Source organism: Rhizobacter sp. P5_C2, assembly GCF_054049715.1.
Genome location: NZ_JBFULV010000036.1, coordinates 27524 through 54307 on the forward strand (window position 1 = coordinate 27524; position 26784 = coordinate 54307).

Here is a 26784-nt window from a genome sequence, read left to right on the forward strand (position 1 = left end):
TGACGGACTCTTGATTGTAGATCGTCCCGCCGGGCGTCGGTATCGTTCGAACACCTCAACACACCGCCAAGGCTTCCGAATGAAAACCATCCTGATCACCGGCTGCTCGTCCGGCTATGGACTCGAGACCGCCCGCCACTTCCACGCACAAGGGTGGAACGTGATCGCCACGATGCGCACACCCCGCGCCGACGTGCTGCCCGCCGCCGAGCGCCTGCGCGTGCTGCCGCTCGACGTGACCCGGCCCGACAGCATCGCCGCCGCCATCGAGGCGGCCGGGCCGATCGACGTGCTCGTCAACAACGCCGGCCTTGGGCTGTTCGGCGCCTTCGAAGCGACCCCGATGGCGACCGTGCGCGAGATCTTCGAGACCAACACCTTCGGGATGATGGCGATGGCCCAGGCGGTCTTGCCGCAATTCCGCAGCCGCCGCGCGGGGCTGGTGATCAACGTGACCTCGACCGTGACGATGGCGCCAATGCCGCTGGTGGCGGCCTACACCGCGAGCAAGACGGCGATCCAGGGGTTCTCCACGTCACTCGCGCTGGAGCTCGAAGCCTTCAACGTGCACGTGAAGCTGGTCGAACCGGGATACGGCCCCGGCACGCGCTTCACGCAGAACGGCACCGAGCGCATGCAGGGCCTGATCCCCGAGGCCTATGCACCGTTCGCGCAGGCGATCTTTGCCGCGCTGGGAAACCCCGCCGCAGTGACCACCGCGGCCGACGTGGCGCAAACCGTCTGGCGCGCCGCGAACGACGCGAGCGGGCAGCTGCGCTACCCGGCGGGTGCGGATGCGGTGGCTCTGGCCGTCAACGATCGCCCGGTGTAGCCATGCGCACCGCGATGTGCGCGCCCAGCAGCGCGGTGGGGATCACGGTGACGAGCGCGAACAGGTTGAACCACATCGGGTTCTCGGACCAGAAGACCAGCCCGAACAGCGCGCCGAGCACGCCGACGGCGAGCCCGTTGAAGTAGGGGTAGCGCTTGGCCAGCCGTGCGGTGACGCAGCCACCGACCATCGTGGTGAAGGTGCCGAGGACGATGCTCACCACCAGGAAGCTCGTGCTGCCGGTGACGTTCGCCAGGTCTTGCGACACCTGCTCGGACGACCGGCCGGCCACGCTGACCTCGTCGCCGTGCAGGAACAGCATGACGATGCCGGTCAGGATGTCGAGCCCGAGGGTCAGCAGGAATCCGAGGGCCACGGCTTTGAGGTTGATGCGGGTCATTCGCGTATTCTGCCCGCCAGGAGGAATGCCATGACGGACGAGATCGCGCAAGTTCCCGAGACCCCGCCTCGCAAACGCCTGGTCGTGCTGGTGCCGGGCATCGGCGGCGACACGCGGCTGTGGCAGCCGCTGATCGACCGGATCGAGAAGGAGCCGTCCTTCAGCCAGGCCCAGGTGACGTGGCTGCGCTTCGACCACAAGACCCAATGGTTCAGCATGGGCCGCCTCGACAGCCTGGGCAAGCGGCTGAATGCGCTGGTGGCGGCCGAGTGGCTGCGCAGCGGCGGCTACGACGACATCCTGCTGATCGGCCACAGCATGGGCGGGCTGGTCGTGCGGCAGGCCTACCTGCTGGCCGCGGGCGGCGTGGCCGACGTGAGCCCGTCCGCGTGGTCCGCGCGCGTGTCGCGCATCGTGCTGATGGCGTCGCTCAACCGCGGCATCGACCTGCGCTCGGCCTCGTGGTCGGAACGGCTGATGGCGTACCTCGCCCGCGTCGTGCCACTCGTGCCGCACTTCACCGCGATCGACATCCTGCGCGGCTCCGATTTCCTGACCAACCTGCGCATCGACTGGATCCGCCACTTCCGCGCACCGGCACCGGCCTCGGGCGCGCCGTCGGTGATCCAGGTGCTGGGCACGTCGGACGGGCTGGTCAATGCCGACGACAGCCGCGACATCCTCGCGTTCCCCGATGGGCATTACCTCGAGGTGCCCGAGGCCAATCACCGCGGCATCTACCGGCTCGACCTGACCGACGATCCCGAGCTGCGCTACTCGGTGCTGCGGCAGGCGCTGCTGGGCGATTTCCCGAGCAAGGCCGCCGCGCCGGACGATCCGGTGCGCCGCGTCGTGTTCCTGCTGCACGGCATCCGCGCGTCGAACGTCGACGGCTGGGTCGAGGGGCTGGAGGCGCGCATCAAGGCCCGCGAGGGCGCGCGCGTGGTCGTGCGCAACCCGACCTACGGCTACTTCACGGCCGCACAGTTCGCGCTGCCGTCGGTGCGCCGCAGGAACATCCGCGTGTTCCAGGATTGGTACACCGAAGAACTCGCGAAGCACCCCGCCGCCGAGTTCGACATCATTGCCCACAGCAACGGCACCTACCTCCTCGGCCACAGCCTGCTGCGCACGCCGGGCATGCGCTTCACCAACGTGGCGCTGGCGGGCAGCGTGCTGCCGCAGGATTTCCTGCAGCGCTTCCGGAACCTCGAACGCCAGGTGGGCCGCATCCGCAACGACCGCGCCAACCGCGACTGGCCGGTGGCGCTGCTGTGCAATGCACTCAGCGGCATCCGGATGAAGGATGTCGGCACGGCAGGGTTCTCGGGCTTTCTCGGCGGCATGACGGACGAGGTCGCGTACTACGCCGGCGGGCACGGCGAGGCGCTGAAGGAAGAACGCCTCGACATGCTGGCCGGCTTTGCGCTCGGCGACACGACGGTCGCGCCCACCGGACTGACGACGCCGGGCTACTACCGGCAGCTGTCGAACAGCATGCCGTACGTCGCGAAGGCATTCGTGCTCGGGCTGGTGATCGGGGCCGGCTTCCTTGTGTTCTGGGGCGGGAAGTTCAACATCGTTCCCGCGGCGTGGGCCCTGGGGATCTTCGCCAGCGTCTATGCGGTGCTCGACATCATTTGACGACCAGCTTCAGCCCGACCACCCCGGCCAGGATCAGCACGATGCACAGCACGCGCAGCGGCGCCGCCGAATCGCCCATCACGAGGATGCCGACGAGCGCGGTGCCGGCCGCGCCGATGCCGGTCCAGACGGCATAGCCGGTGCCCATCGGCAACGTGCGCATCGCGAGCGACAGCAGCACGACGCTCGTCAGCCCGGTAGCCACCGTCAGCAGCGACGGCATCAGCCGCGTGAAGCCTTCGGACGATTTCATGCCGTAGGCGAACGCGATCTCGAGCACGCCCGCGACGACGAGCATCAGCCAGGCCATGTCATGCTGCCTTGGCCGCTGCGGCGGGGGTCGCGCGGAATGCGACGCCGAGGCGGTTGAAGGCGTTCATCAGGCCGATCGCGTAGGTGAGGTCGGCCAGCTCCTTTTCGTTGAACTCGGCGGTGGCGGCCTCGTACTCGGCATCGGGCACGCCGGTGTCGGCGACGCGGGTCACGGTCTCGGCCCAGGCGAGTGCCGCGCGTTCACGGGTGCTGAACAACGCGCCGCCTTCGCGCCAGCCTTGCACCAGCACCAGCTTGTCGACGGCGAGGCCGGATTTCAGCAGGTCGCGCGAATGCATGTCGATGCAGAACGCGCAGCCGTTGATCTGCGAGACGCGCAGGTAGACGAGGTCGATCAGTTCCTTGGGCAGGCCGCTTTTCTGGACGACGGTGTAGACGCCGAAGTAGGCTTTGTAGCCTTCGGGAGCGGCCTTGGCGTAGTCGATGCGATGGCTCATGACGATCCTTGTGGTTCGGTGATGGAAGGACGTCATCGTGCGTTGTCTTGGTCCATCACAGAAGAGCCAAGATATGGCTTGCAGACTGGACCATGATCAAGGCTGCGAATCAGAGCAGATCGAGGATGCGCTTCGCGAGCTTCTCGGCGGTGCGCCGGGAATCGATGTTCGTGAAGGCGAGCATCAGCGCCGGCGGGCCGTCGCGGTCGAAGGTCCAGTCGGTCAGCGCTTCGGCAAACAGGCCGGCTTCGAGCATGCGCGATGCCAGCTTGCGGTCGGAACGCCGGCTCTGCAGCCGCAGGATCAGGTGCATGCCGCCGGGTTGCGTATCGATCCGCAGGTGCTGGCCCAACACGCTCTCGAGGCCGGCCACGGTGGCTTCTCGGCGCTCGGCATAGAGCCGTCGCATGCGCTGGATGTGGCGCGCGAAGTGCCCTTCGGTGATGAAGGCGCTGACGATGGCCTGCGTGATCTGCGGGCTGCCGCCGGCGAAGGCCTGGCTGATCTTCTCGAAGCGTTCGACCAGCGCTTCGGGCACCACCAGGTACGCCAGCCGCAGGCTCGGGAACAGCAGCTTGCTGAAGGTGCCGGCATACAGCACGCGGCCATCGCGATCGAGGCTTTTCAGCGCTGGCAGCGGGCGGCTGACGTAGCGGAACTCGCCGTCGTAGTCGTCCTCGACGATCCAGGCCTTGCTGCGCGTCGCCCAATCGAGTAGCGCCAGGCGCCGCGGCAGCGACAGCGACACGCCCAGCGGGCTCTGGTGCGCCGGCGTGACGATGGCGGCCCGCGCGCGCGGCGCCAGCTGCAGGCCTTCGTCGACGACGATGCCATCGGCATCGACCGGCACCGGTATGGGCGCGATGCCCATGTGCTGCAGCAACTCGCGCGTCGGCGGGTAGCCGGGGTTTTCGAGCCAGACGCGATCGCCGGCCTTGAACAGCGCCTGGCCGATCAGCTGGATGCTGTGGCGGTAGCCGGTGGTCACGAAGACCTGCGCAGGCGAGCAGCTGACACCGCGCGACAGGTGCAGGTAGGCGGCGATCTCGGTACGCAGCGACGGCAGGCCCGGGACCGAGGGATGCGCCATGTCGGCCGGTTGCATCGCGCGGATGCAGCGCGCACCCAGGCGCGCCCAGATCTTGCGCGGGAAGGCATCGAGCGCGGGCAGGCCCATCTGGAAGGGGAGCGTGGTGTCGGGGCGGAAGCTGGGCTCGGCGGTGGCCGGGTCGGTGGGCGGTGGTGCGCTGGGCAGCGGGGCCTGCGGCTTCAGGTCGGGCGTGACGATGGTGCCGGCCTGGCCGCGGGCCTGGATGTAGCCCTCGGCCGTCAGCAGCGCGTAGGCGGATTCGATGGTGCCCCGCGCCAGGCCCAGCTCCTTCATCAGCGCGCGGGCCGACGGGATGCGGTCGCCGGGCTTCAGCACGCAGGAGGCGATGGCGGCGCGGAAGCGGTCGTAGATCTGGCGGTAGTAGGGCTCGGCCGCCGAGGGGTCCAAGGGCGCGAGGGGGCTGGGGGCTTCGATGGGCATGCGGCCATCATGGACCAGCCGAGAAGACCACTCTTGGCTCTTTGGACTGAGCCACGGCGGCGCCACACTGATCGCATGAACATCCTTCGCATCAGTTGCAGCCCGCGCGGGCCCTCGTCCGAGAGCCAACGGCTCTCGCAGAAGATCGTTGATCGCCTACTGGCGCGCGAGCCGGCGGCCAGCGTGGTGGAGCGGGTGATCGGCGACGGTAGCCTGGCGCACGTCGACGCGAACTACGCGCTGGCGCAGCACTCGGCGACGGCCGAGGTGTCGGCGCTGGGGGGCATTGCGCAATCGGATGTGCTGATCCGCGAGCTGGAGCGATCAGACGTGATCGTCATCGCGACGCCGATGCACAACCTGGGCGTGCCGTCGATGCTGAAGGCGTGGATCGATCACGTGGTGCGGGCGCGGCGGACGTTTCATGTGACGGCCGAGGGCAAGGTGGGCGCGCTGCGCGATCGGCCGGTGTTCGTCGCCATCGCGTCAGGCGGCAGGTTCTCGGGCGAGCAGGCGCGGCAACCGGATTTCCTGACGCCGTACCTCAAGGTGATCCTCGGGATGATCGGGCTGCACGATGTGCGCTTCTTTTCGGTGGAGGGGACGGGGGGCGGGCCGGAGGCAGTGGAGGCGGCGCGGGCTCGGGCGGAGCGGGCGCTGGAGGCGCACTTTGCGCAGACGGTACAGTGCGGCTGAGCCCATCACTGCCCCACGTCGGGCACCCCCGAAGATCATGAGAGTGTTCGCCACCTTGGCTTTTGTCGCGGCGCAATTGATTGCGTCCACCGGCGCGTCCGCAGCCGATACGGTCCTGACGATGAATTCATACGGGCCTGTGCAAGTCGGAATGCCGATCTCGCAGGCGCACCAGCTGCTGACCAAGCTGGGGCGCAAGAATCTTCCGAGCCCGCGTGGCGTGGCGAAGGTCGGTTGCGATTTCTACCAGGCGTCGGCAGACCTGCAGTTCATGACCGAAGACCAGAAGATCGTCCGGATCGAGACGCGTGAGCCGGATGTGGTGACGCCATCGGGCATCCGGGTCGGCTCCAGTCTCGACAGGGTTCGGCGCTCTTTCGGATCGCGCATCGAAGAAGTTCAGCAGCACAGATCCGCAGACGCGGGAGACCGCAGCATCGTGCTGGTGTCGGGCGACAAGCAGTTCGCGATTCGCGTCGACGGGAAGCAGGCGGTCGACGAATTGTTTGTCGGCGCAGAGCCGGCGATACGGCGTGCCGAAGGGTGCTCTTGAGATGAGCGCGATCCAGGTTTCGCGACGTGGCGGAGCACAGGTCGGTTGGCTGAACGCTTCATGGCCGCTGGCTTCCATCCAGATCACGCCTGACGCGTTGACCGTGAGCGTTCTCGAAAAGTACACCTTCGTGCCGGCGCAAGTCCATGCCATCGAGGCGATCGGCTCGATACCGGTACTCAACACCGGGATTCGCATTCATCACACGCGGGCGGATTACCCGGAGAAGGTCATCTTCTACAGCGTGGGTGGCCGGGACAGCTTGCTGCAAGCCGCAGGCGCCGCCGGCTTTCCAGTCGGCGAGCTTGCCGTGCAAACGAAGCGGGGCTTTCCTGTCAAGGTCAGCGCCATCGTTGTCTTCGTGCTCTTGTGGAATGCGCTGTTCCTGCTTGATCGGGGCGGCAGCCTGTTCGACACGTCGAGCAAGCTGGGGCCGTATTCCTTTCTGGCGCTTGCTCTCGCCTTCGCAGTTGCCAGCCTCACCCCTCGTTCCTCGCGTCTGCAGCAACTCATCCTGCGCGATGGCCACGACGTCGGAGAGATACGCGGCTTCCTGCGTCTCTTGCAACTCGTCACCGGAGGCCTGGCGCTCGCAGCGGGTCACGCTCTGTGGGTGCGTTGACGCTGTGCTTGGCCGTGGCCTTCACGTGCTTGGTGATCCTCGCTGGCATTGCCATCCTGAAGCGTCCACCCACGTCCGATCCGTTGAGTGCCTTCGACGCCCGCGAAGAGCATGGCGCGTCGGTACCGCAGGCCGCGGAGCAAGAGCTGAAGCGGCAAGATCGCGGCACCATTCCGAGTCGAGACATAGACGTTGGAGGTTCAACATGACGACCCGAACTGCCAGTTGCTCTTGCGGCCAGCTCACTGCCGTCACGTCGGCCGAGCCGATTCGCATCTCCGTCTGCCACTGCCTTGCCTGCCAGCGCAGAACGGGCAGCGTGTTCGCTGCGCAGGCGCGGTTTCCCGCCAGCTCGGTGGCCATTGCCGGCGCTGCGACCACGTTCGTTCGGGTCGGTGATGGCGGAGGCAGCTGCACGTTCCACTTCTGCCCCACCTGCGGCGCCACCGTGTATTACACCTGCCAGGGCGGCGAAGACAACATCGCCATTCCCGTCGGGGCGTTCGCCGACCCGGCCTTTCCCGCACCCGCGTTCTCGGTGTACGAAGAGCGCATGCACAGCTGGGTCGAGATGCCCGTCGACATGGAGCACATGGATTAGGCATGCCAGGAACCACCAGGACACTCGCCAAGCTTGCCGGCCTGTTGCTTGTCTCAGCCGCTGTTGCCTTTCTGTCCGTGAAGATCGAACGAAGAGGCCCCGAGCTCGTGCAATTTGGCAACCTGTGCGGCGCGACGCACGACCAACCCTGCATGCGACCGTCGCTCAAGGGCGGGTATCCCCTGACCTTCCTGGTGGACACGCCGGGCGTCTCCATTGAGAACCAGCTTTTCCTAGGCGAAGACCAGTTCGTGCCCCTGGCGTTCATCGTGGATTGGGCCATTTGCGCGGCTGCCCTGTGGCTTCTTTATCGGGTCCTTGGCTGGCACCGGCAGATCAAGCCTCATCCGCGGCATCGCGAATGATCTCTTTGGTGCCCTCCAGCATCTCATCGAGCGGTTCCGGCTCATCGCCTTCGTAGCTGACGATCGCGCCGAAGTCTTTCGTCAGCGCGCAGCTGACGATCATCACGCAGGCCAGGTCCTTCATGCTGCCGCGCCACGACATGCTGATGCAGTGGTCGCGCCCTGCGGCCAGCGCGCGGAAGGCCTTGTCGCCACCGACGACATCGTCGGTGGGCTGGTAGAAGATCTCGAAGCCCGGACCGACTTCGCCATTGAGGACGAACGGCGAAAAGCCTGAATCCGAGAACGGCATGAAGTCGGGATGCAGCTTCAGGTCGAAGCCCAAGGCGTCGATTGATGACTGCAGCGCGGCGCGGTCGGGCACACGGGTTTTGTCGATGAAGGCGTACTGCGTATTGGACATGGCAAGGGTGATGAGAACGTAATGGAGGGATCAGGGGTGCGCTGCGTCAGCACGTCGGGTTCGTCGCGCTCGGAACCACGCATGGGAGCTGGGCAGAAACAAAAGAACAATCGCCACGAGGTGAAGCGCACTGTCCAGCCAAGGCCAGGCTCGAAAGAAGAATGATCCCGTGCCGTCCTGTTCACTGATGCCCAACAGTGCGTACGCACCCAGTAGAACAACGAGGTACCTGACCCAACCGACGCCGCGAAGGATTCCATAGACGACAGCGAGGGGAAAGACTGTGAGCACTGCCGTAGGAATCAGAACGACCAAGAAGGTGGCCGGCAAATTCCCGCCGGCCATTCCGTATCCGGCATGCAGGAAATCAAGGAAGTCCGAAATTCCCACGCCAATGGAAGCGACAAGAAGAAGTGCTGCGAGCAAGACTGGCGCGGGTGCTCGGGCATCAGGCGCGTTCGACATGTTTCAAGCCCCAGCGGCGTGGCACACGGCTTCGATGTTGTGCCCGTCCGGATCGATGATGAATGCCGCGTAGTAGTTCGCGTGGTACTTCGGGCGGAGGCCGGGCGCGCCATTGTCTTTGCCACCCGCCTCCAACGCCGCGCGATGGAACGCGTCGACCTGCTGCCGGGTTTCGGCCACGAACGCGATGTGGAGGTGCGCCGGCTTCTCTTCCGTCTGGAACAGGCACAGCGACACCTTGCCCTCGGGTGGGCAGAGCTCGATACCGTAGGTCGGCACGCCCTCCGAGACGGCAACGACGCCGAGCGGCGCGAGCGCCTTGAGGTAGAACGACTTGCTCGCCGCGTAGTCGCTGACACCGAATTTGACGTGGTCGAACATGAACTCTCCTTGTGTGGGCCTGCGCAATGCGTGCATGCCAAGTTCAGGCGGCATTCTCGTCGCCCGCGGTCAGCTCCGGCAAGAGGTCGGGGCATCGCTCTTCGTTCGTGCTGCCGTCGGTCGCGCGGAGGCTGGCATCATGCGGATCTCATGACGCTGCTGCCACAAGTTCCAGGGTTCACGGTCCGTCCCGCGTTGCTCGAAGACGCTGCTTCGTGGGCACGCTATGCATGCCTGCCCGAAGTGAAGGAGCACACGAGTTCTACCGCGATGACCGTGGATGACGTCAAGGCCGAGATTCAGCGCACGCTTGCCGGCGAACCCAACACACCCATTCGATTCGTTCTTGTTTCACCGGCGAGCGAGCTTGTCGTCGCCACGGTCGGCTTTCACACCATATCCGCGGTGTCGGGTACCGCAGAGATCGCCTACGACGTGGCGCCCTCCCATTGGGGCTTGGGCATCGCGACCGCCGCATGTCGAGCGGCCGCACGCTGGGGCTTCGAAGCAAAGGCCTGGCACCGGATTCAGGCGACCACGGTCCTGCCGAACGTGCGCTCTCAGCGCGTGCTGGAACGCTGTGGCTTCAAGCGCGAGGGGCTCGTCCGAAACTTCAGGCTCGTGCGAGGCCAGCCAACCGACTACTGGATGTATTCGGTCATTCCCGGTGAGGTGCAGCGTGGGCCCCACGACTAGACAGTAACGCTGCAGAATGCTCAGGGCGGTATCAAGCATCAAATATCAATCCTATGAATTCAGATCGAGACGATCTCGCCGCGCAGTTCCACCTCCTGTCCGATGAGGAACTTGTGTCGCGTGGAACCTCCGGAGGCCTCACGGCACTCGCGCAATCCGTTGCCATTGCAGAGGCCCAGGCGCGCGGCCTCTCATTGCCTGCGCTGCAGCCAATGGATGAAGCAATTCCAGCCGAAGGGGCGTATCACGGCGACATGCAGATCGTCGCGCGCTACCTCACGCCGACGGAAGCACACATGCTCTGTTCTTGCCTTCAGGCGGCCGGAGTTCCTGCCGAGACGGGAGATACCAATCTGGTCCAAGCACACTCGCTGCTGGCTGGCGCCGTTGGCGGAGCCTGTTTGCGCGTCCCGGTGCAGTTCGCCCCGGAAGCCATGGAGGTCATCGCTGCATACAAGCGCGGCGAGTTTGCCCTCGGTGAAGACTTTGACTTTGGTGCGTAGGGATGAGCAATCCTTGCTAGCTGCGGATGTTTTCCATCCGAACCTGTACCCGCAGTTGGAGGTCAGTGATCTTCGCGATCAGCTCTTGTCGCTCAACGCCTGATGCGTGCTGGAGCTGGGCTCTCAGGGCTTCAAGCTCGCGAAGCATTTCCACCTCTGGGGGAACGTAGCCGGCGTCCTTCAGAAACTTGAATGCCGTCCGCAATTCCTCGGGGGTCTCGCTGAAGCCGTCGCCGAAATCAAGCGGCTTGCCCCAGCTCTTGGCTGACTGCAACTCTCCGTTGGCTGCGTCCTTCTTCAGGCTGTCCGCGATGTGCTGGTCCAGCGTTCTGTGATCGGTCACGTTCCCTCCCAGGTTCGAAGTCGTCAATCAAGGCGCGGGAAAGTCTATCAGCGCATTTGCAGCACGGCGCTGCGCGCCGTCTGTGGTAGCGGCGGACCCCACGATCCGCGATCCGAAATCGGGTGCCCCCGCGAGAGGGATGGCATCGCACCGTTCATTTTGTGAGCATGGCAGCAGCCGATGCCGTGATGGTCGGCGAGAAGAAGGCTTGCGCGGGTGCGCATGCCAATGAACATCAGGAGGTTCCATGTCTTTCAAAAATGTCGCTCGTGCTCTTGTCGCCACGGCTGCCTTGGCTGCAGCGGGTGCTGCAACCGCCGCGACCTTCACGTTCCAGTTCACCGGCACCGTCACGTATGGTGCGGGCGTGTCCGTACCGGTCGGCACGCCCATCACCGGGTCTTATTCGTACGACGCGAAGACCGAGCCGGCGATCCATTTCAAGGGGTCCTCGTCCTACCAGATCCCTGCGCCTCACATCATCTCTGCGACTGTGGCCGGCCACACGATCACGACGGAAAGGCTGACGGTGACCGTCGTGAACAACTTCAAGGGCAACATCGAAGACTCGCTGACTGTCATGGGCGAGTCCATGGTCCTGGACGGCACGACCTTCCCCGAGGGCGTCTTTGGATTCGTCTTGTCGAGCGCGCCGCTGCACCGCGACGTACTGAAAGGCACGAAGCTTCCGCGCAAGGTTGACGTGCCCGCGTTCGACGCCTACGAGTCCCTGTCGTACGGGGTCTTGCAGATCAACGGCGGCCAGGAGGGGACGCTGCTGCAGTTCAAAGTCGATTCGATCACTGCCGTCAAAGAAGTGCCCTGAGCGTCGCCGACGACGACGCAAATCAGTGAAGGTCGTTCACCACCATCCACACGCCCCAGGCGGTGGAAAGCAGCCCGCCCACGGTCAACACGATGCTGCGCTGGAGCAAGCGCCGGGACAGCCTTGGAACCACGACGACCCATTCGGAATCACCTGGGTGAACCAGGGCGGGTCTTTGCATCCCGCGCGGAAAGTTCGCCGCCAGGATGCTCTCGAGTTCATCTTCCGTCGCGCCGATCCGGTGGTCGCCTCGAAGCAAGCCGAAGCCTCGCACCTCTCTGCGTTCGTCCTCACGCCAGAGGATCAGTTCGGGTGCGACATCGGTGCGAATCGTCCCAGCGACGATTTCGCCGCGCTTGCGCAGTGTCGCCCCTCGAACCACGACTTCAATCTTTCGCCATCTGCGAGCACGCCATGGGAGCAGCCACCATGTGGCGCCACGCCAGAACATGACGAGGCCGATGGACAAGAGCGCGGCCCAGACATTGCGGCCCAACATCGACGTGACCGCCAGCAAGAGGAACAGGATCATGAACGTTCCAATCGCGCGGCCCCAGGCACCAATCAACGCCATACACCCTCCTCCATATCGCTCCGACTGTCATTTATCTGAAAGACCGATCAACATCACCTTGCCGCGGGCTTCCATTCTTCGAATCCTATTGGAAGGACTCCGGGTCATCGGGAACAACAAGATGCTCCGCGTAGCGCTGCGTCAGCAACTCGACTCGTTCCCGACGGAGTGGCACGTGCTGAAGGGCCAGCCGCTCTCGCAGCAACGCCATCAACGCAGTCTTGCGTGAACCAGCGTCGCGATCAGGTTGCGCGAAGTACGCCTCTGCTTCGGTCGCTTGATAGGCGATCTGCTCGAGCGCGAACCAGCCCACGTGATACCCCACACCGAGGAACTCGTCGAAGCTCTCGGCCACGACGAAGTTCCGCGCGACCGCGGGCATCGTCATGACGATGGGAACAATGCCTTCGGGTAGCCCCGGCATCGCGAGATAGCTGTAGTGAACCCCGTCACCGCCGGTTCTCGCGAACGTCAAGACATTCTTGGGCCTGCACCAGTAGTAGTAGCCGGACTGAGGCGATGTTTCGAGCAAGAGCCCGCATGGATCGAATACGCCTTCAGCGCTCAGCCCGTACTGCGCGGCCGCGATCTCGGCCACTGCGTACAGATCACGCAAGCGATGGGGAGGCGCATCGGATTCGCCATCGCTCGCGAAGGCATCGTTGACAAGCATGATTGAGTAGGCCGTTGCAGTTGATGCAGCAGCGGTCATTGTGCCAACGGCGTGTGACTACCCCGGCGCGAATCGGCGACCGCCTGCGCGAAGGGTGCGGCGGCCGACCAGCACCAGCCCGCCAAGCCAGAGCGCCGCCATGGCGGGCTCCGGTATCGGCGAGATCAGGTAGGCGTGCCCGTACTGCGTGTTGGCGATGAACTGGCCGGCATTGTTGATGCCGGTGGCCGAGATGAACCGGTCCCCGCCGGCGAGGGTCACGATGTCGTCCAGGCTCACCGGGTCTTGCCCGTTGGGGCCGGTGACGAAGCCCCAGTCGAAGTGCGTCGTGAGCGTGGCGTTGTTGAAGTGCCCGACGATCTGACCGGAATCATTGATGTCGAATGCGTAGCTTCGCGACGCCGGGCCATATTGGCAAAAGGCGCCCGCGCAGCCGTAGCTGTAGCCGGTTGTGTGGTGGAAATCGAGCGGGATCAGGACGCCGTTGACGTCGCCGATGAAGACGTTGTTGCTGACACCGTCGGGTGAATATTCTCCGGCCGTCTGCCCGCTGATGTTGATGGCATCCATGCGACTGACGGAGAACGCCAGGGGCATTGGTTGCCCGTTGTAGACGCCAATGGCGAAATGCTTGCTTGGCGAGCCCCCGCTGTTGCCGATGCGGCCGACGATCTGCTCCGTGTCTCCGATGGCCGTGCCGAGCAACGGTTCGCCACCGAGCGTGCCGAGCGAACGCATGTTCTGGCCATGTTCGCCGGTGATGAAGCCCTCTTGCCCGTAGGCGTAGAAGTAGGCGGGGTCTGAGTACGACATCGTCATGCCGATCACCTGCCCGAACCGGTTGATGCCGGTGGCAACGCTGTGGGTGCCCGCGCCCAGCGTGCCCAGGTTGGTGAGCGTGTTGCCCGGGCCGCTCATGAAGGCGCGTGCATCGCCACTGGCGGTTTGCGACTGGCCCACCACGGTGCCCGAGTCGTTGATGGCCCACGCCTTGCTCCACGCGCCGCCGAGCGTGCCCAGCCCGGTGATGCCCGCGCCGTTGGCGCCGGTGACGAAGGCCTGGTAGTTGATCTCGTCGCCTTCGTTGTCGAATTGGTACGAGTAGCCCGTCACTTGGCCGCTGCTGTTGACGCCGGTGGCGTAGGTTGCAGTGCCGGCGGACAACTGGCCGATGTCGAACACCGAATAGCCGGCGGCATGGGCGGGCGCGCAGACGACGGCGGCGGAACCGACAACGAGTGAAGCGATGAGGCGCAATGCTGTTTTCATGGACGGATCCCCCTGTGGATGAACGTGAATCCAGCATAGGAATTCGTTGGGATGCCGTACCCCCTGGTTCTAGGGGGCACGTGCGAGCGCGCAGCGAGACCGGGCTGCCCCGGAGCTCTGGCACCTTGTTGATCGGCGCTCGTGGCGGAGCGTAGTGGGTGGTGGTGCGCCGATCTCGATGCCTCTGCGTTCGATGTTTTATCGTGACGGCGGATCCAACATCAGACTGGGCCGCCTGCAGTACGTCGCGAAGAACCCCGTCAAATTCTTGGCGATGAGCACGGGCGGCCCGAGATCGAACGCTTCGATCCATACGTCGGACACTTCGTGATCGACCTGCCTCAAGGTGAGTTTCGCGGCCTCACTTCTGCTTCCCGAATGCGGCTCGCTCCTTCAAGACGGTCACATGGTCGGCATGCGAGACCACCATGCCGGCGCAGCGCCGGTTCAATGCGGCGACCTTGGCGTTCAGGCTGCGAGTTTCCTGGTTGAGGCGTTCGGCTTCCTGGTTCGACGCATCGACACGCGCATTCAGGGCGTCGATCTTGTCGTTGAACGCATCCACTGCCGCATCATCGGCTTGGCCCGGCTTCGGTTGTGTCGCCACATGGGCTTGCAATTCATCCTGCACGCGCTTCAGGTTCGCACCGTGAGCCTTGGTCTGCTCACTGAACACCGCCTTTTGTGCCTTGAGCGCGTCTTCTTCCTTGAAGCACGCGCGGTACTCCTCCCTGGAGGAATACTTCGCGAGAGGCGCGGTCTGGCCATGCGCCTGCGCCGCGATGACCAGCAGGGCCACGGCCATCAGAAATGGTTTCATATCCACATCCTCCCGCTCCGTTCATTGTTCTTGATGGCTCGCCGCTGCGAGCTTGTCATCGGGTCATGCCACTCGGTTTGCGATCTTATGGCTCACCACCGCCCTGAACGCATCCAGATCGGCGGTCGACGTGAAGAAGCGCTTCGGGATGATCTGGTACATGTTGTCGGACATGTAGAGCAGCAGCGTCGAATCGCTCTCTTTCCATTTGAGGTAGTCGCTCCAGGGCTTCAGGCCCGCCACGCCCTCCGCCGAAAAGAGCAGCCCGGCATCGCTGGCGGTGAATGAGCACGGGCGCTGCAGATCTTTGCGCTGCTGGTAGGTGCGGCGCGACTTGATCGGGAGGAGGACTCCCAAAGCAAACGCAAAGTAGAGCGCGCCACCGGGAATCATCCATCGCATCCAGCCGTCGGTCTGGGCGTGGGGCCCGTAGAACTCCGCCCACCCCGCCCACACAACAAGGAGGATGACGATAACGCCGGCGACGCGCCAGCTGCGACGCGGCCGCAGGGACAGCCACGTGGCAGACAAGATGTCGCTCGCGGTGTAGGTGCCGGTGACGTTCAAGGTTTGTTCAGTCATTTGAAGGATTGGAGGGTACGAACTGAGTTGCACCAGCGCGAGGCAGGCGTCGGAACGGGCTTACCGAATGCATGTCGTCACCTGTCGCTCACAGGCGGCGCGTTCGCATCGGTCCGAGACGCCGCCAACCAAAGAAAGCAGGTGCCGATGATCGATGCGAGAAGCCCGTACAGCGCAAGGAAGCTGAACCCGTCGTGCGGAATGCCGTGAACTTCGGCGAAGGCGGCGCCGCCACCCGCGGCGAGCAACATCAGCCCGCCCAACACAAACGCCGTGCGCGCGACCTTCGGGTATCTCTGCGGGATCAACATCGGCACCCATGCGGGACTGATGATCACCAGGCAACCTGCGATAGACACGGCGGAGCTGATAAGGCCCCAGACGATGCTTTCTGACCAGGGGAACGCCACAGGCGAGTAGACGAACTCGGTATGAAAGATCGCGAAGGCCACGGCACCCGCGACGAATGCGAGCCTCGTGCGAGCGCGCAGCGAGACCGGGCTGCCCCAGAGCGCTGGCTCCTTGTTGAGCGGCGCTCGTGGCGGAGCGTAGTGGTTGCGGGTTTCCATTCCTCGATTCCTATTGGAAGGACTCGGGATCATCTGGAACTACAAGATGCTCCGCGTAGCGCTGCGTCAGCAACTCGACTCGTTCCCGACGGAGCTGCACGTGCTGAAGGGCCAGCCGCTCTCGCAGCAACGCCATCAACGCAGTCTTGCGTGGACCTGCGTCCCGATCAGGTTGCGCGAAGTACGCTTCTGCTTCGGTCGCTTGATAGGCGATCTGCTCGACCGCGAACCAGCCCACGTGATACCCCACGCCGAGGAACTCGTCGAAGCTCTCGGCCACGACGAAGTTCTGCGCGACCGCGGGCATCGTCATGACGATGGGAACAATGCCTTCGGGTAGCCCCGGCATCGCGAGATAGCTGTAGTGAACCCCGTCACCGCCGGTTCTTGCGAACGTCAAGGCATTCTTGGGCGTGCACCGGTAGTAGCCGGACTGAGGCGGAGTTTCGAGCAAGAGCCCGCATGGATCGAATACGCCTTCAGCGCTCAGCCCGTACTGTGCGGCCGCGATCTCGGCCACCGCGTACAGATCACGCAAACGATGGAGAGGCGCCGTGGATTCGCCATCGCTCGCGAAGGCACCGTTGACAAGCATGATTGAGTGGGCCGAGGGAGTTGATGCAGCAGCGGTCATTGTGCCAACTGTTCAACGTGGCGATGACAACGACGACAGCCGCTGCTTGAACAGCTCCGGGAACCGCGCGCGCCATCGGGCGTTGGCGGGCGATGGATGCGGCATCGGGTGCAGGCAGACGCTGCGCGCCAGGCCGGGCAACGGCACTTCGATGCTCCGCTCGTACTTGGTGTCGCCCTGGTTCCAGAAGGCGTGGAGCTTCTGCTGGGTTTCGTCCGGTTGACCGATGCCGAACCAGAAGAACGCCTCGTTGCCGAACGTCACGACATCGCGGCCGCCCCACTGGTCATGCATCAGCTGCAGGAGCACGGGCTGGCACGCGCCCCGAACCTGCTGGCTCCAGGGCTTGTTGCCCCTGGGCTTGAACGGCACCGTGCTCATCCAGAAAAAACGCTCACCGACTTCGAGCCTGCTTTGCTTGCTTGGCAGGACGGACGGCGTGTAGAACTCCAGCAAGCCATTGCGCAGGCGCTGCCCGGACTCGCCGATGAAGGGGATGCCGCACTTCGCCTCCTTTTCGCCGGGATCCCTGCCGACGAAACAGATGGCGGCGTCTCGCGGGCCGCGGGGGAGCACCGGCCGAAGTTCCGGTCCGTGCGCGTCGGTATCCAGCTGGGCGTGTCGCCGCACGATGTTTTGCAACTCGCTGATGATCGCTTCAGTCATTCGGGGATTCTGCGTGCTGGTGCGACTGCAGCGCCCAGCTCTCCAATCAGGCACTGGTCGTTTCGACTACCAGCCCAGCTGGCAAACTGACCGCTGGCGAAACATGGAAGGACACCCCAATGGTCTTCGTTGCGATCACGCCCTCTGGTTTGGCGGAAGCTCTTGACCGGGCTGCGGCCGATGACGCGATCTGGTGCGGCAGCGATGCGATTTCCGAGGTTGAGTATGTGAAGCTGCGGCGCCCGAACATGAGTCGGTTCAGCTACAGCCTTGCAGATCTGACGCTGGATGATGGCGCCATCGCGACCGTTGAAGAGCACCACCCGGGTCAGATGATCTGGGTTGAGGCTCCTCGGCGCGAATGACCAAGCATTCCCAACCTCCGCATCGTCCGGAATCCAGGCATGCCTGACTACGAAATCACCTCCGATGCTGCCCGCTTGGACGTCGATGCGATCCACGCCTTCTTGTCGACGGCCTATTGGTCGCCTGGCATCCCGCGCCACATTGTCCAGCGCGCCATCGACAACTCACTGTGCTTCGGCGTCCTGCTCGAAGGTCGGCAAGTCGGCTTCGCGAGGCTCGTGACGGACAAGGCGACCTTCGCGTACCTGGCGGATGTCTATGTGCTGGAAAAACATCGCGGAAAAGGCCTCTCTCTCCGTCTGATGGAAGCGGTCAAGGCCCATCCTGAATTGCAGGGCCTGCGCCGCATGATGCTGGTGACGCGGGACGCCCACGGCCTGTACGCAAAGTTCGGCTTCACGCCGCTCGCGGCACCCGACCGGATGACGGAGGTTCATGTGCCCGACGCCTACAGCGCGGCTGCCGCGCGCGGAACTGGCGGCTAGCCAAGATCGTTCATCCATTCGGGATATGCGTCGTACTCCGCGTAGTAGATGCACGCAGCCACTCGCTGCTCGGGTGAAAGCCGCAGCCGATCCATGAGAACCTCCTCTCGAGCGACATTGACCTCGAGGAAGTACTCATAGCGGTCGGCCAGCACGTCTTGCGGCACGCGGTAGTCGTCGGTCAATGCAATCAACTTCGCTTCAGCATCAGGCGTCCACGGGCGGCGTGCCACGATGCAAAGCGAGTCGTCGGCCGCCTCCAGGTTGGCGATGATTTCAGCAAGCCTCATCGCGGGCCTCCCAAGTTCGGAGGCTGCATTCTGCAACTGAGGCGCGCGGCCATCATTCTTGCTGCCCACCGACTGTCTTGCCACCGTTCACAAGGTAGCCGCTGACGGTTGCCCTCAACTGTGTCGAGTACGTGTAGAGAGCATCGACATCGTCCAAGGCGAACTGCTCCTCTTCTCGCTTGTCATTGAAGATGCCGATGCGAAGCTTCTCGGTGTTGTTGAAGCGAAGACGGCAGATGGGCTTGCGGTTGTTGTCGTCCAGCAGGATGGCGCAGTAGCTCTGTGCATCGCGCATCACCACGCGCTTCGTCGAGATGAGATCACGCACGATGGCTCGAACCGTGTGGAAGCCTTCCAGCTCTTCTGCGCTGGTGGCAACGGTTGGCTCGGCATTGGTTCCGTTGTCACTCGCTGCAGGCGCTGCGCCGCCCGATGCAGGCCCGGCCACCGGTGCCACGATGGGAATCGTCTCCACCAAGCTGGGTGACTCAGGCGTCATGGCGCCTTTCAAGCGCTCATTGATCTTCTCGCCGATCAACTGATCGAACGCCCGTTTCGCGATAACGGTGAACTGCTCCCTCACTGCCGGCGTGAACCGCCTGTTGCCGAGCAGATCGACGGAGAGGATGCGCACAAAGTCCTCGGATGGCGAATGGATCCATTGGCTCAACCTCGTCTGGATCGCTCTGGTGTACTTCAGCTCGTTGGCTGTCGTGAGGATCGTCTCCAGGTCGAACGCTGACTTCGCAAACTTCTTGAGCTCCTCGACATCGCGCTCCTTGAAATCGAGGATGTTGAACTCGAAGAACGGCTTCTCGTCCATCTTGTTCGGCTGCTCGAGATCCGTGAAGAAGCGGTAGACCAAGCCATTGGTGAGCACGCCGAAGCGGGCATCTGTGACATGGAAGTAGCGGAAGAGCTGCCCCGCATGGTTGATGCTGAGGTCGCCCCCTGACTTCTTGCACTCGAACAGCATGATCGGCTTGCCGTCTCGAAGGATGGCGTAGTCGACCTTCTCGCCTTTCTTGGTGCCGACATCGGCGATCAACTCGGGCGTGACCTCCAACGGGTCGAACACGTTGTAGCCGAGGATCTGGATGAAGGGCATGACCATCGCATTCTTGGTCGCCTCCTCGGTCTGAATCAGATCCTTTGTGTTCGCGATGCGGTTGGCAAGCACGCGGAGGTGGTCGATGAAGTCCATGTGGCCTTTCGTTGTCCGAAGTCGATCACGATGCTGCTGCCGTTTTTGTTGTCAGGTCAACCGCCAGATTGATGATGCCGACGACGGAACCTCCATTGAAGATGACTTCGACGCTGCCACATTGCAGAAGAACGTGAGAATTGCGCGCCTCCACAGCTCTCATTCTGGATAACCCCGGGGCGTCATTCTTGCAATGTCGCCTATGTTCAAGGCACACATGCAGGCTGTTAAAAAGGGTCGCAATCGGGCGTTAGCGGATGGGTCACATGTGTCGTCACCCGATGTCCGGGACACTTATGGGAGATGCGACTGTGAAGATCGATATCCACACGCACACCAGGAAATGCAAGTCTGGTGACGCTCAGACGAGAGAGATTTCGCCAGAGGGCTTCTGCGACGCGATCCTGTCGACCGAAGTTCGGATCGTTGCGATCACGAACCACAACGTGTTCGACCTCTCTCAGTTCCAGGCAATTCAGGCGCGCATCGAAACGGATGCCCAGGTATGGCCGGGCGTGGAGCTTGACGTTTACGACGCTCAAGGCAAAGGCCACCTGCTAGTCATTACCTCGCCCAATCTCGCGACACAGTTCTCCGCCGCAGTGACCGCTCTAACAAACGGCTACACGCCGGACTCGTTCAAGGTGACGATGCCTGATGTTCTCGCGACGTTTGATGCAATGGAACCGCTCTACGTCGCCCACTACAAGCAGAAGCGCCCGAGCGTCTCGGACGAAATGCTTGCAGTCCTCGAAGCGGGAACGCGGAACAAGTGGAGCATCCTCAAAGAAGTTAGCAACGCAATTTCCGCTGGCATTCACATTTCGCATGGGCGGTCTTCGATCTACGGCTCGGACATCCACGATTGGGGGAAGTATGTCGAGGGTGCCGCTCAGTTGCCTGACCTACGCCTTCCCATCGATAGCTTCGAGCACTTCTGCCTGCTCTTGAAGAAGGACCCCACGACCATCAACACGGTAATGGATCGCAAGACGCCTGAGGAGCTCACTGTGGTTCCCTTCGAAGACGGTAAGAAGCTCACGATCAGGGTGTTCAACGACATCAACATCATCTTCGGACCGAAAGGGACCGGGAAGTCTTGCATCCTCAATGCTATTGCCAAGCACTACACCAAAAATGGGATCGATGCCAAGGTGTATGAGTCCGCGAGCGGACGTCTCAACGACATCTTTGATGTCAAGGGGAAGGGCCTAAGCCTTAACCTCAATCCCTTGGGGATCAACTACTGCCAAGACGAGATTCAGGTGGTGCGCATCGCTGTCGAAGTGGACGTCACGAGCGTGACCAAGTTCAAGGCGTTCTTCGAGTCCACTGTTTCGAACAAGAATGCGAAGCTGATCCTAATCAAAGACATCGACACTCAGGAGGAAGGTGGCGCAGAGCGAAACTTCTCCAAGTACCACGACACTGCTTCAAGGATCGAGGCATTCTCTACCTTGCTGGGAAATGATCCGCTCGTCAGGAAGGAGCTTACGGACAACGAGTTCAACGAGCTGCAGCGCGTCCTCGGGCTGCTTCTCGCCCGCCTCAATGGTAAGGAATGGTCCGGGTTTGTAGATTGGAAAGAGGTCTCGTTGCTCAATTCGGCGATCAAGACCTTTCGGAATGAAGTAGAACGCAAGACAGGCTTGCGCGCGAAGCCAACCACGACAGGTTTTCGTGACTACGCGATGAACCGCATCAAGATCTCTGCCAGTGTCAGAGCGATCGGTCAGAGCCTAAAGTCCGCAATTGCGAATGACGAAGAGATTGTTGGCGACCTCGGCTCAGACAAGGGTGAATTGAAGTTCGTGACTCGGTACCTATTTCAGCATGGCACCGTCACCGACGGAGAGATGTCCAGCCTGACCAGTGTCAAGAAAGGTGTTCAGAAGAAGTTCGTCAATGCTCTCCGTGACGTTGGAAGGCACGTGTTCCAGGACGACCTGTTCCACTACATCTCCGAGTTCAATGGCATCGAGGACGTCGATGAGGTGAAGACGGTCAACGAATTGCTTTTGTTCAAGAGGTACTTCACTCTCGACGGCCTGCCCTATACGCCCTCGAGTGGCGAGGCGTCAATGGTAATGCTGCAAAAGGAGCTCGGCTCTGACAAGGATGTCTACATTCTCGATGAGCCCGAGAAGAGCCTCGGGAACGAATACATCAACGACGTTATCGTCCCGCTCATCAAGGAGCGAGCGAAGTCGGGCCGGAAAGTATTCATCTCAACGCACGATGCCAACATCGCGGTGCGAACACTGCCGTACTGCTCAATCTACCGCACTCATGGGGCGGCGGGGTACAACACATTCATCGGCAACCCGTTCACTAACAACCTCGTGAACGTAGCGAACCCTGAGGAGTTGCTTGACTGGAAGATGGTCAGCATGCGCACCCTCGAGGGCGGCAAGGCCGCATTTGGAGAGAGAGGGAAAATCTATGGTCACGCTTGATGCAACAGTAGAGTGCGTTGAGGAAAAGTACTTTCTCAAGATCAACGTAGAAGAAGGCCCTATCACGATTCCGCTGTCCGACGACAACCCAAATGCGGTGAAAAGCGCTTTCAACAAGCTCATACAGCGGATCAGCATCGGGGAGTTCACCATCAAGCTGGATATAGTCGGTGAAGACTTGTTCTCTATGGTCGCAAATGAGTACCTCGCCCAATTGAATCGTGAGATTCAAGAGGTGCGTAGTCAGATGAAGGAATATGACCTAGTCAAGGTAGAGCAAGCTTAGTAGCTTCGCTTCGATCCGCCGGGGCTTCACGCACCCATCACCATGCGCCGCATAGCCTCGATTCGAGTACATCGCTTGGAGCACAAGCGGCCCTCGGGCGCGTACTGGTCGCCGGCGGTCGAATGACAATATTGAGAGTGCAGGTGACACTCGATGCGACCTCACGACAACAACCGGTGCCATCGACAGCCGTCATCCGGCGATCCGCTTTGAGCGACTCAGATCAGCTGAAGCAGTCATCCTTTGTATGCTCGACCAATGCAGTATTTGACTTTCGACCTCAGCGACAACTCCGAAGGCATCTCCACATTGGAAGCCCTCGCCTCCACCACCGCCGAGCACCACCCCGCCGCATTGGCCGAAGCCCAGCACCTCCTTGACTGGGCCTGGCGCCGCTTCCCACACACGCACGGCCCCGCCGATGAAGGCATGGACTGGGATCACGACCTGCAGGTGAACGTCGAAGACGGCGGGTGGCATGCGATCACGCTGACCCTCACCGGATCGCAACGCTTCATCGACGAATTCATCGAGACGTTTGGCGACCCGCGGGACTGACTGAAAACCGCCCGCATCGCCAGTGCTACAGTCCCCCGGCTTGCCACATCGCAGGCCGGGTTTGACAGCCTGAACACACAGGCGCGCAGCCGCTACAGCGGCTTTTCTTTTGCGCGTCGCACACCTATGCCTCTCCAGATTTGGGCGGCCCGGGTGGGGGAGCCTTCGGGCTCGCCGGTCCCTTGGTTCCGGTCTGTCAACCCTGCTTTGGGCCGCCACCCGTGTTTGACAGCGCGCTTGGCGGCTTTAACCGCAACCAAGGAGCCCTTCACATGGCTGGTACCCCCGTTGGCGCCCCGCACGCGCCGACCTTTCCCGCTTCTTCATCGCAGTCCGACCAAGCGGGTTCTCCCTCCGCCGCGAGGAGGCCGTCAAGATGACCGCCACCGATCCGATCGCCTCCCCCGCATCCAGCGAGCCCCACGGCCCGCGCTTCAAGCCCCGGCTCCACGCCTGCCGCAACTCCCCGGTCGACAGCGTCGAGTTCACGCTCAAGGCCGGTCTGGTGCATCGCCTGCTGGAGCACGTCATCGATGTCAGCGACGGCGTCGCCGCGTGGCTCGAGGTCGATGAACGCGAGCGCCCCAAGCCCCCGCCCGACGACGTGTCATCCACCGTCCACCATGCGCGGCCTGTGCATCGCCTCGCTCGAACTCATCGGCGACCAGGCCAAGCGCCTCACCGGCTGGGTCGGCGACCAGCAGTTCCACGTGCCCGAGTTCGGCGTGATGCAGCCGCGGCGCCGCAGGCCGCCGGCTCAGCCGGGTTGATGCCCCGGGGTGCTGCCGGCGTGCAGGCAGCACCCTCTCCTGCACAGGACAGACAATCCGGCGCGAGCAGCCGCCGCTCGCTCCGTTGAACCTGGTCACATGGAAGGAAGAGTCAAGAATGGCTGATGTGGATGCGGTGACCCTGCGGATTGCGATCGAGGCTGTCGATGCCCAGATCACGAAGTTGTCGGCGGAGCTGGAGGCACCGGGCGCCGATGCCGATGGTTCGATCGAGATCGACTTGCTCCAGCACACGAAGGCGGCGCACAAGCTGGAGGTCGCCTACAAAGCGGCGACGAAGAACTCCAGCAACATGCCGCCGTACGACAGCTTGGTGAAAATCTGAGCCTCGGTACGCCGGTCGTCATCAGCCTTGCTGATGAACCACCGCCTCGCCGGGTCTAGGATCCGTCTCACGAAGGTGCGATTCCTTCCGGCCCGGTTTCAGTGCACAGTGTCGATGGCCTGATTCTCGCCAAGGAGGTGCGCGATGTCTGAGAGCGGTAGAGATCAGGCGGCCGGCGTCTGGTGGACCCGAGCACTCGTCGACTTCGCGCCCCGCGCAAAACGGTACCTGCGCACCCGTTTCCCGGCCATCCGCCATCAGCACGACGATCTGGTCGGCGAGACGCTCGTCGACCTCACCGAATCCCTGCAGCGCCGAACCGGCGGCCTGCCCGGATCCTGGTATGTCCACGATGACCCGCCGCAGCCCGACGTCGATCGCTTCGGCAAGCTCGCCTTCACCGTGCTCCAGCGCCGGGTCGTCGACCAGTTCCGCTCTTCTGCAAACCGCTTCAGCGAAGACATCGACACGCTGTCCGAGTCCCAGAGCCCTGAGTCGCCGGACACGCCGATCGATCGCCTGGTCGACCTGAAGCGCACCGCCAGTGCGCTCTTCACCACGCTGGAAACCCTGCCGGCCGACGACCGCGCGCTGCTGCAAGACGTGGCGCTCGGCGGCAGCGAGCTGCCCATGAGCGACCGAGATCGGCAGCGCCTTCGCCGCCTGCGGGTCGAACTGGTCGACCGACTTCGCAGCCGGCTCGGCCCGGCCGCCCTGGATTGCATTCGCCGCTTCTGAAAGTGGCAGCCAAGGAGGAGACACATCATGAAGACGCCTGTCGTCCAGATCGTCCACTACTCCGATCTGCACATCGTCGGTCCGGATTTCTACAAGCAGCGGCGCGCATTCAACGCCATCGCCAAGCGGCTGCTGCCGGCCAGCCTGCAACAGGGGATCACGGGGGCGAGCATCGGCGCGCTGGGCGCCTTCGTCGATTTCCTGCGCGTCGTGGAAGCCGATTCCGATTGGCACGGCAAACCGCTCTGGCTCATCGACACCGGCGACGGCACGACCTTCGGAGATTCAAAATCGTTGGAGTCGTGGCTGCACGATTGGTCTCCGCAGTTCCTCAAGGCCGCCGGCCCCCATGCGAAGCAGCTCACCCTGTACGGCAACCACGATGCGTGGCCCGACACGTTCCCGCTGCTTGCACCGCGCGCGATGGGTCACCAGCGCAACAAGCTGCGCACCATGTGGTTCCCCAATTCATGGCCGACGGCGCCATTCACTGCCCCGATGTTGCGTGGCTCGAGTTCCGAAGTGCAGCTGTTCGCACTCAACAGCGTCGACCATGACCTGATCCCCAATACCAGGGCCTGTGGCCGCGTGCTTCCGGACCGCGCGGGAAACAACGTGCAGACAGGCCCCACGGCCGCCGACGATCTGCACAGGGCGGTGGCAGCGGCGGCCAAGGCGTCTCCCGGGCGGCATTTCCGGATCCTCGCGATGCACTACCCGGTGGCCGAAGCAGCACAGACGGGACATCGCCTGACGGAGATCCTGTCCAACCGCGACACCTTCGCGCACGAGCTGGTCACGCCGTCATACACGGCCAAGCCCCTGGTTCACCTGCTGCTGGCCGGCCACACGCACCAGGCGTATCCATCGATCGGGCTGATGCCGAACGCGCTGCCGTCGGCGTCGCAGCCACCGTTGCATCACGGGTTCGCGCAATCGGTCACCCCCTCGCTGAGCCAGGAGCTGGTGAGTGGCGTCAACGGCACGAGCGACTACTACCCCGACGAGTGCGCCCGCTGCTTCCCCTACCAATGCACGCTGCTTCGCATCTATGCCGAGGCGACGGCCACCAGCACGGAGGTGACCGTGGAGCGGACGATGGTCGGCCGCCCCTCCGGGGGAGCCTTCGGATTCCTGCCGATCAGCGAAGGCTCCAGCCGAGTGAGCGAAGAGATGGTGCTGGCGCTGTCCTAGGAACGTCCCGATCCCGTGATCACGTCGTGAAGGATCTCGAAGACGCCCCGCTTTTGCGCCGGAGGCTCCGGCTCGCCGCGCAACAGGCGCGTGAGCATGGCCTTGTCGATGGCCAGGCCCAGCGGCAGCCCGATCTGCTCGCCCTTGGCCGCGTCGTGCAGCTGGGTCAGCACCGCGCGCAGGATCGCGCCGGCATCGTCGCGCCGCAATCCGTAGGGCGTCAGCGCCTTGTCGAGTTCCTCCCACTTGCTGCCGGCGTCGCCCTCGCCGGAAAGCTCCAGGTCGGTGCGGTGCACGGCAGATCCCCCCGAGGCACTGCGGGTCATCTGGCGCAGCAACACATCCCACAGCCCGACGGCGAATTCGCGTGACAGATCCTTGGCGAGCGCGGCGTCGTCACCGACGCTGCGGGTGACGTCGTCCGCGACAAAGCCTCTCAGCGAAGCCAGCAGCGGGTCGTCCGCCCTCCGATCCGGCCGGAGCTCGGCGGGTTCGCCGGCGATGAATTCCTGCAGCCCCCGCAGCTGCTTGTGCAGCAGCTGCGTCGCCTCGCTCGACGTCACCTTGCACAGCGCCTCCTGCACACGATGCTCCGCAACCAGCGCGGTTCGCCGGTGCAGGTCGTCGTAGAGGGGCAAGTCTTTCCGGACGGCTCGAACGTCGTGAGTCAAAG

General features: G+C 63.3%; 37 protein-coding genes. 19 read left to right on the forward strand and 18 right to left on the reverse strand.

Annotated features, from left to right (window positions below; genetic code table 11):
• The first annotated feature begins 79 nt into the window (after positions 1-79).
• Positions 80-832, forward strand: coding sequence for an SDR family oxidoreductase (locus ACXJLU_RS15270; RefSeq protein WP_457332283.1), 753 nt, complete (start codon positions 80-82; stop codon positions 830-832).
• Here ACXJLU_RS15270 and ACXJLU_RS15275 read toward each other — a convergent pair.
• On the reverse strand, positions 813-1232 hold the full coding sequence (locus ACXJLU_RS15275) for a hypothetical protein (protein WP_457332285.1): 420 nt from the start codon (positions 1230-1232) through the stop codon (positions 813-815). The genes ACXJLU_RS15270 and ACXJLU_RS15275 overlap by 20 nt on opposite strands.
• A gap of 30 nt (positions 1233-1262) precedes the next feature.
• Between ACXJLU_RS15275 and ACXJLU_RS15280 the strand changes: the two genes are divergently transcribed.
• A complete protein-coding gene (locus tag ACXJLU_RS15280) occupies positions 1263-2876 on the forward strand; it encodes an esterase/lipase family protein (RefSeq protein WP_457332287.1) in 1614 nt (537 codons plus the stop codon).
• Here ACXJLU_RS15280 and ACXJLU_RS15285 read toward each other — a convergent pair.
• The 3 genes from ACXJLU_RS15285 to pdxR form a co-directional block, all read right to left on the reverse strand.
• On the reverse strand, positions 2869-3186 hold the full coding sequence (locus ACXJLU_RS15285) for a DMT family transporter (protein ID WP_457332289.1): 318 nt from the start codon (positions 3184-3186) through the stop codon (positions 2869-2871). The genes ACXJLU_RS15280 and ACXJLU_RS15285 overlap by 8 nt on opposite strands.
• Position 3187: 1 nt before the next feature.
• Positions 3188-3646, reverse strand: a complete 459-nt coding sequence (locus ACXJLU_RS15290; protein ID WP_457332291.1) for a carboxymuconolactone decarboxylase family protein — start codon at positions 3644-3646, stop codon at positions 3188-3190.
• A gap of 109 nt (positions 3647-3755) precedes the next feature.
• Positions 3756-5177: a MocR-like pyridoxine biosynthesis transcription factor PdxR gene (pdxR, locus tag ACXJLU_RS15295; RefSeq protein WP_457332293.1), complete on the reverse strand. Its 1422-nt coding sequence runs from the start codon at positions 5175-5177 to the stop codon at positions 3756-3758.
• A 75-nt stretch (positions 5178-5252) separates the two neighbouring features.
• Between pdxR and ACXJLU_RS15300 the strand changes: the two genes are divergently transcribed.
• From ACXJLU_RS15300 to ACXJLU_RS15320, 5 genes are all read left to right on the forward strand, one after another.
• Positions 5253-5873, forward strand: a complete 621-nt coding sequence (locus tag ACXJLU_RS15300) for an FMN-dependent NADH-azoreductase (RefSeq protein ID WP_457332295.1) — start codon at positions 5253-5255, stop codon at positions 5871-5873.
• Positions 5874-5910: 37 nt separating this feature from the next.
• Positions 5911-6426 carry a hypothetical protein gene (locus ACXJLU_RS15305; protein WP_457332297.1) on the forward strand — a complete coding sequence of 172 codons (516 nt, stop codon included), beginning with the start codon at positions 5911-5913 and terminating at the stop codon, positions 6424-6426.
• A 1-nt stretch (position 6427) separates the two neighbouring features.
• The gene (locus tag ACXJLU_RS15310; RefSeq protein ID WP_457332299.1) at positions 6428-7048 is read left to right on the forward strand and encodes a hypothetical protein; all 621 of its coding nucleotides are present in this window, start codon (positions 6428-6430) and stop codon (positions 7046-7048) included.
• A 205-nt stretch (positions 7049-7253) separates the two neighbouring features.
• Positions 7254-7649, forward strand: coding sequence for a GFA family protein (locus tag ACXJLU_RS15315; protein WP_457332301.1), 396 nt, complete (start codon positions 7254-7256; stop codon positions 7647-7649).
• Positions 7650-7651: 2 nt separating this feature from the next.
• Positions 7652-8014 (forward strand): hypothetical protein, encoded by a 363-nt coding sequence (locus ACXJLU_RS15320; protein ID WP_457332303.1) that lies wholly within the window; start codon positions 7652-7654, stop codon positions 8012-8014.
• Here the strand turns inward: ACXJLU_RS15320 and ACXJLU_RS15325 are convergent.
• Positions 7986-8378, reverse strand: coding sequence for a hypothetical protein (locus tag ACXJLU_RS15325; protein ID WP_457332305.1), 393 nt, complete (start codon positions 8376-8378; stop codon positions 7986-7988). The genes ACXJLU_RS15320 and ACXJLU_RS15325 overlap by 29 nt on opposite strands.
• 507 nt (positions 8379-8885) lie before the next feature.
• Entirely contained in the window at positions 8886-9263 is a 378-nt protein-coding gene (locus tag ACXJLU_RS15330) for a VOC family protein (protein ID WP_457332307.1), read from the reverse strand.
• 150 nt (positions 9264-9413) lie between these two features.
• Between ACXJLU_RS15330 and ACXJLU_RS15335 the strand changes: the two genes are divergently transcribed.
• Both ACXJLU_RS15335 and ACXJLU_RS15340 read left to right on the forward strand, forming a co-directional pair.
• On the forward strand, positions 9414-9959 hold the full coding sequence (locus ACXJLU_RS15335; RefSeq protein ID WP_457332309.1) for a GNAT family N-acetyltransferase: 546 nt from the start codon (positions 9414-9416) through the stop codon (positions 9957-9959).
• A gap of 53 nt (positions 9960-10012) precedes the next feature.
• Positions 10013-10462: a hypothetical protein gene (locus tag ACXJLU_RS15340; protein WP_457332311.1), complete on the forward strand. Its 450-nt coding sequence runs from the start codon at positions 10013-10015 to the stop codon at positions 10460-10462.
• Between the two features lie 16 nt (positions 10463-10478).
• Here the strand turns inward: ACXJLU_RS15340 and ACXJLU_RS15345 are convergent, their stop codons facing one another.
• On the reverse strand, positions 10479-10805 hold the full coding sequence (locus ACXJLU_RS15345; protein ID WP_457332313.1) for a DnaJ family domain-containing protein: 327 nt from the start codon (positions 10803-10805) through the stop codon (positions 10479-10481).
• Between the two features lie 247 nt (positions 10806-11052).
• Between ACXJLU_RS15345 and ACXJLU_RS15350 the strand changes: the two genes are divergently transcribed.
• Positions 11053-11631 carry a hypothetical protein gene (locus ACXJLU_RS15350; RefSeq protein WP_457332315.1) on the forward strand — a complete coding sequence of 193 codons (579 nt, stop codon included), beginning with the start codon at positions 11053-11055 and terminating at the stop codon, positions 11629-11631.
• A 22-nt stretch (positions 11632-11653) separates the two neighbouring features.
• Here ACXJLU_RS15350 and ACXJLU_RS15355 read toward each other — a convergent pair whose 3' ends face one another.
• The 8 genes from ACXJLU_RS15355 to ACXJLU_RS15390 all read right to left on the reverse strand — a co-directional run bounded on the left by ACXJLU_RS15355 (position 11654) and on the right by ACXJLU_RS15390 (position 17418).
• Positions 11654-12163, reverse strand: a complete 510-nt coding sequence (locus tag ACXJLU_RS15355; protein WP_457332317.1) for a hypothetical protein — start codon at positions 12161-12163, stop codon at positions 11654-11656.
• Between the two features lie 127 nt (positions 12164-12290).
• The gene (locus tag ACXJLU_RS15360) at positions 12291-12917 is read right to left on the reverse strand and encodes a hypothetical protein (RefSeq protein ID WP_457332319.1); all 627 of its coding nucleotides are present in this window, start codon (positions 12915-12917) and stop codon (positions 12291-12293) included.
• 18 nt (positions 12918-12935) lie between these two features.
• The gene (locus ACXJLU_RS15365) at positions 12936-14147 is read right to left on the reverse strand and encodes a hypothetical protein (protein ID WP_457332321.1); all 1212 of its coding nucleotides are present in this window, start codon (positions 14145-14147) and stop codon (positions 12936-12938) included.
• A gap of 361 nt (positions 14148-14508) precedes the next feature.
• Positions 14509-14967, reverse strand: a complete 459-nt coding sequence (locus ACXJLU_RS15370) for a hypothetical protein (protein ID WP_457332323.1) — start codon at positions 14965-14967, stop codon at positions 14509-14511.
• A gap of 63 nt (positions 14968-15030) precedes the next feature.
• Positions 15031-15549, reverse strand: a complete 519-nt coding sequence (locus ACXJLU_RS15375; protein WP_457332325.1) for a YcxB family protein — start codon at positions 15547-15549, stop codon at positions 15031-15033.
• Between the two features lie 77 nt (positions 15550-15626).
• Complete coding sequence (locus ACXJLU_RS15380) at positions 15627-16118, reverse strand: hypothetical protein (protein WP_457332327.1); 492 nt, start codon at positions 16116-16118, stop codon at positions 15627-15629.
• A 10-nt stretch (positions 16119-16128) separates the two neighbouring features.
• On the reverse strand, positions 16129-16752 hold the full coding sequence (locus ACXJLU_RS15385) for a hypothetical protein (RefSeq protein WP_457332329.1): 624 nt from the start codon (positions 16750-16752) through the stop codon (positions 16129-16131).
• 12 nt (positions 16753-16764) lie between these two features.
• Positions 16765-17418, reverse strand: coding sequence for a uracil-DNA glycosylase family protein (locus tag ACXJLU_RS15390; protein ID WP_457332331.1), 654 nt, complete (start codon positions 17416-17418; stop codon positions 16765-16767).
• Positions 17419-17537: 119 nt separating this feature from the next.
• Here ACXJLU_RS15390 and ACXJLU_RS15395 point away from each other — a divergent pair, with 119 nt between their 5' ends.
• Complete coding sequence (locus ACXJLU_RS15395; RefSeq protein ID WP_457332333.1) at positions 17538-17783, forward strand: hypothetical protein; 246 nt, start codon at positions 17538-17540, stop codon at positions 17781-17783.
• Between the two features lie 39 nt (positions 17784-17822).
• On the forward strand, positions 17823-18269 hold the full coding sequence (locus ACXJLU_RS15400; RefSeq protein ID WP_457332334.1) for a GNAT family N-acetyltransferase: 447 nt from the start codon (positions 17823-17825) through the stop codon (positions 18267-18269).
• Here ACXJLU_RS15400 and ACXJLU_RS15405 read toward each other — a convergent pair.
• Positions 18266-18559, reverse strand: a complete 294-nt coding sequence (locus ACXJLU_RS15405) for a hypothetical protein (protein ID WP_457332336.1) — start codon at positions 18557-18559, stop codon at positions 18266-18268. The genes ACXJLU_RS15400 and ACXJLU_RS15405 overlap by 4 nt on opposite strands.
• 52 nt (positions 18560-18611) lie before the next feature.
• Positions 18612-19763: a type I restriction endonuclease gene (locus tag ACXJLU_RS15410; protein ID WP_457332338.1), complete on the reverse strand. Its 1152-nt coding sequence runs from the start codon at positions 19761-19763 to the stop codon at positions 18612-18614.
• Positions 19764-20074: 311 nt separating this feature from the next.
• Here ACXJLU_RS15410 and ACXJLU_RS15415 point away from each other — a divergent pair, with 311 nt between their 5' ends.
• The 7 genes from ACXJLU_RS15415 to ACXJLU_RS15445 all read left to right on the forward strand — a co-directional run bounded on the left by ACXJLU_RS15415 (position 20075) and on the right by ACXJLU_RS15445 (position 26111).
• Entirely contained in the window at positions 20075-22219 is a 2145-nt protein-coding gene (locus ACXJLU_RS15415) for a PHP domain-containing protein (protein WP_457332340.1), read from the forward strand.
• Positions 22206-22505 carry a hypothetical protein gene (locus ACXJLU_RS15420; protein ID WP_457332342.1) on the forward strand — a complete coding sequence of 100 codons (300 nt, stop codon included), beginning with the start codon at positions 22206-22208 and terminating at the stop codon, positions 22503-22505. The genes ACXJLU_RS15415 and ACXJLU_RS15420 overlap by 14 nt, the downstream gene beginning before the upstream one ends.
• Before the next feature lie 267 nt (positions 22506-22772).
• Positions 22773-23063, forward strand: a complete 291-nt coding sequence (locus ACXJLU_RS15425; protein WP_457332344.1) for a hypothetical protein — start codon at positions 22773-22775, stop codon at positions 23061-23063.
• Between the two features lie 623 nt (positions 23064-23686).
• Positions 23687-23833 carry a hypothetical protein gene (locus ACXJLU_RS15430; protein WP_457332346.1) on the forward strand — a complete coding sequence of 49 codons (147 nt, stop codon included), beginning with the start codon at positions 23687-23689 and terminating at the stop codon, positions 23831-23833.
• A gap of 118 nt (positions 23834-23951) precedes the next feature.
• The gene (locus tag ACXJLU_RS15435; RefSeq protein WP_457332348.1) at positions 23952-24179 is read left to right on the forward strand and encodes a Tsi2 family anti-toxin; all 228 of its coding nucleotides are present in this window, start codon (positions 23952-23954) and stop codon (positions 24177-24179) included.
• 144 nt (positions 24180-24323) lie between these two features.
• On the forward strand, positions 24324-24917 hold the full coding sequence (locus ACXJLU_RS15440) for a sigma-70 family RNA polymerase sigma factor (protein ID WP_457332350.1): 594 nt from the start codon (positions 24324-24326) through the stop codon (positions 24915-24917).
• A gap of 27 nt (positions 24918-24944) precedes the next feature.
• The gene (locus ACXJLU_RS15445) at positions 24945-26111 is read left to right on the forward strand and encodes a metallophosphoesterase (RefSeq protein ID WP_457332352.1); all 1167 of its coding nucleotides are present in this window, start codon (positions 24945-24947) and stop codon (positions 26109-26111) included.
• Here the strand turns inward: ACXJLU_RS15445 and ACXJLU_RS15450 are convergent.
• The gene (locus ACXJLU_RS15450; RefSeq protein WP_457332354.1) at positions 26108-26749 is read right to left on the reverse strand and encodes a hypothetical protein; all 642 of its coding nucleotides are present in this window, start codon (positions 26747-26749) and stop codon (positions 26108-26110) included. The two genes, ACXJLU_RS15445 and ACXJLU_RS15450, sit on opposite strands and share 4 nt — an antisense overlap.
• Positions 26750-26784: the final 35 nt, after the last annotated feature.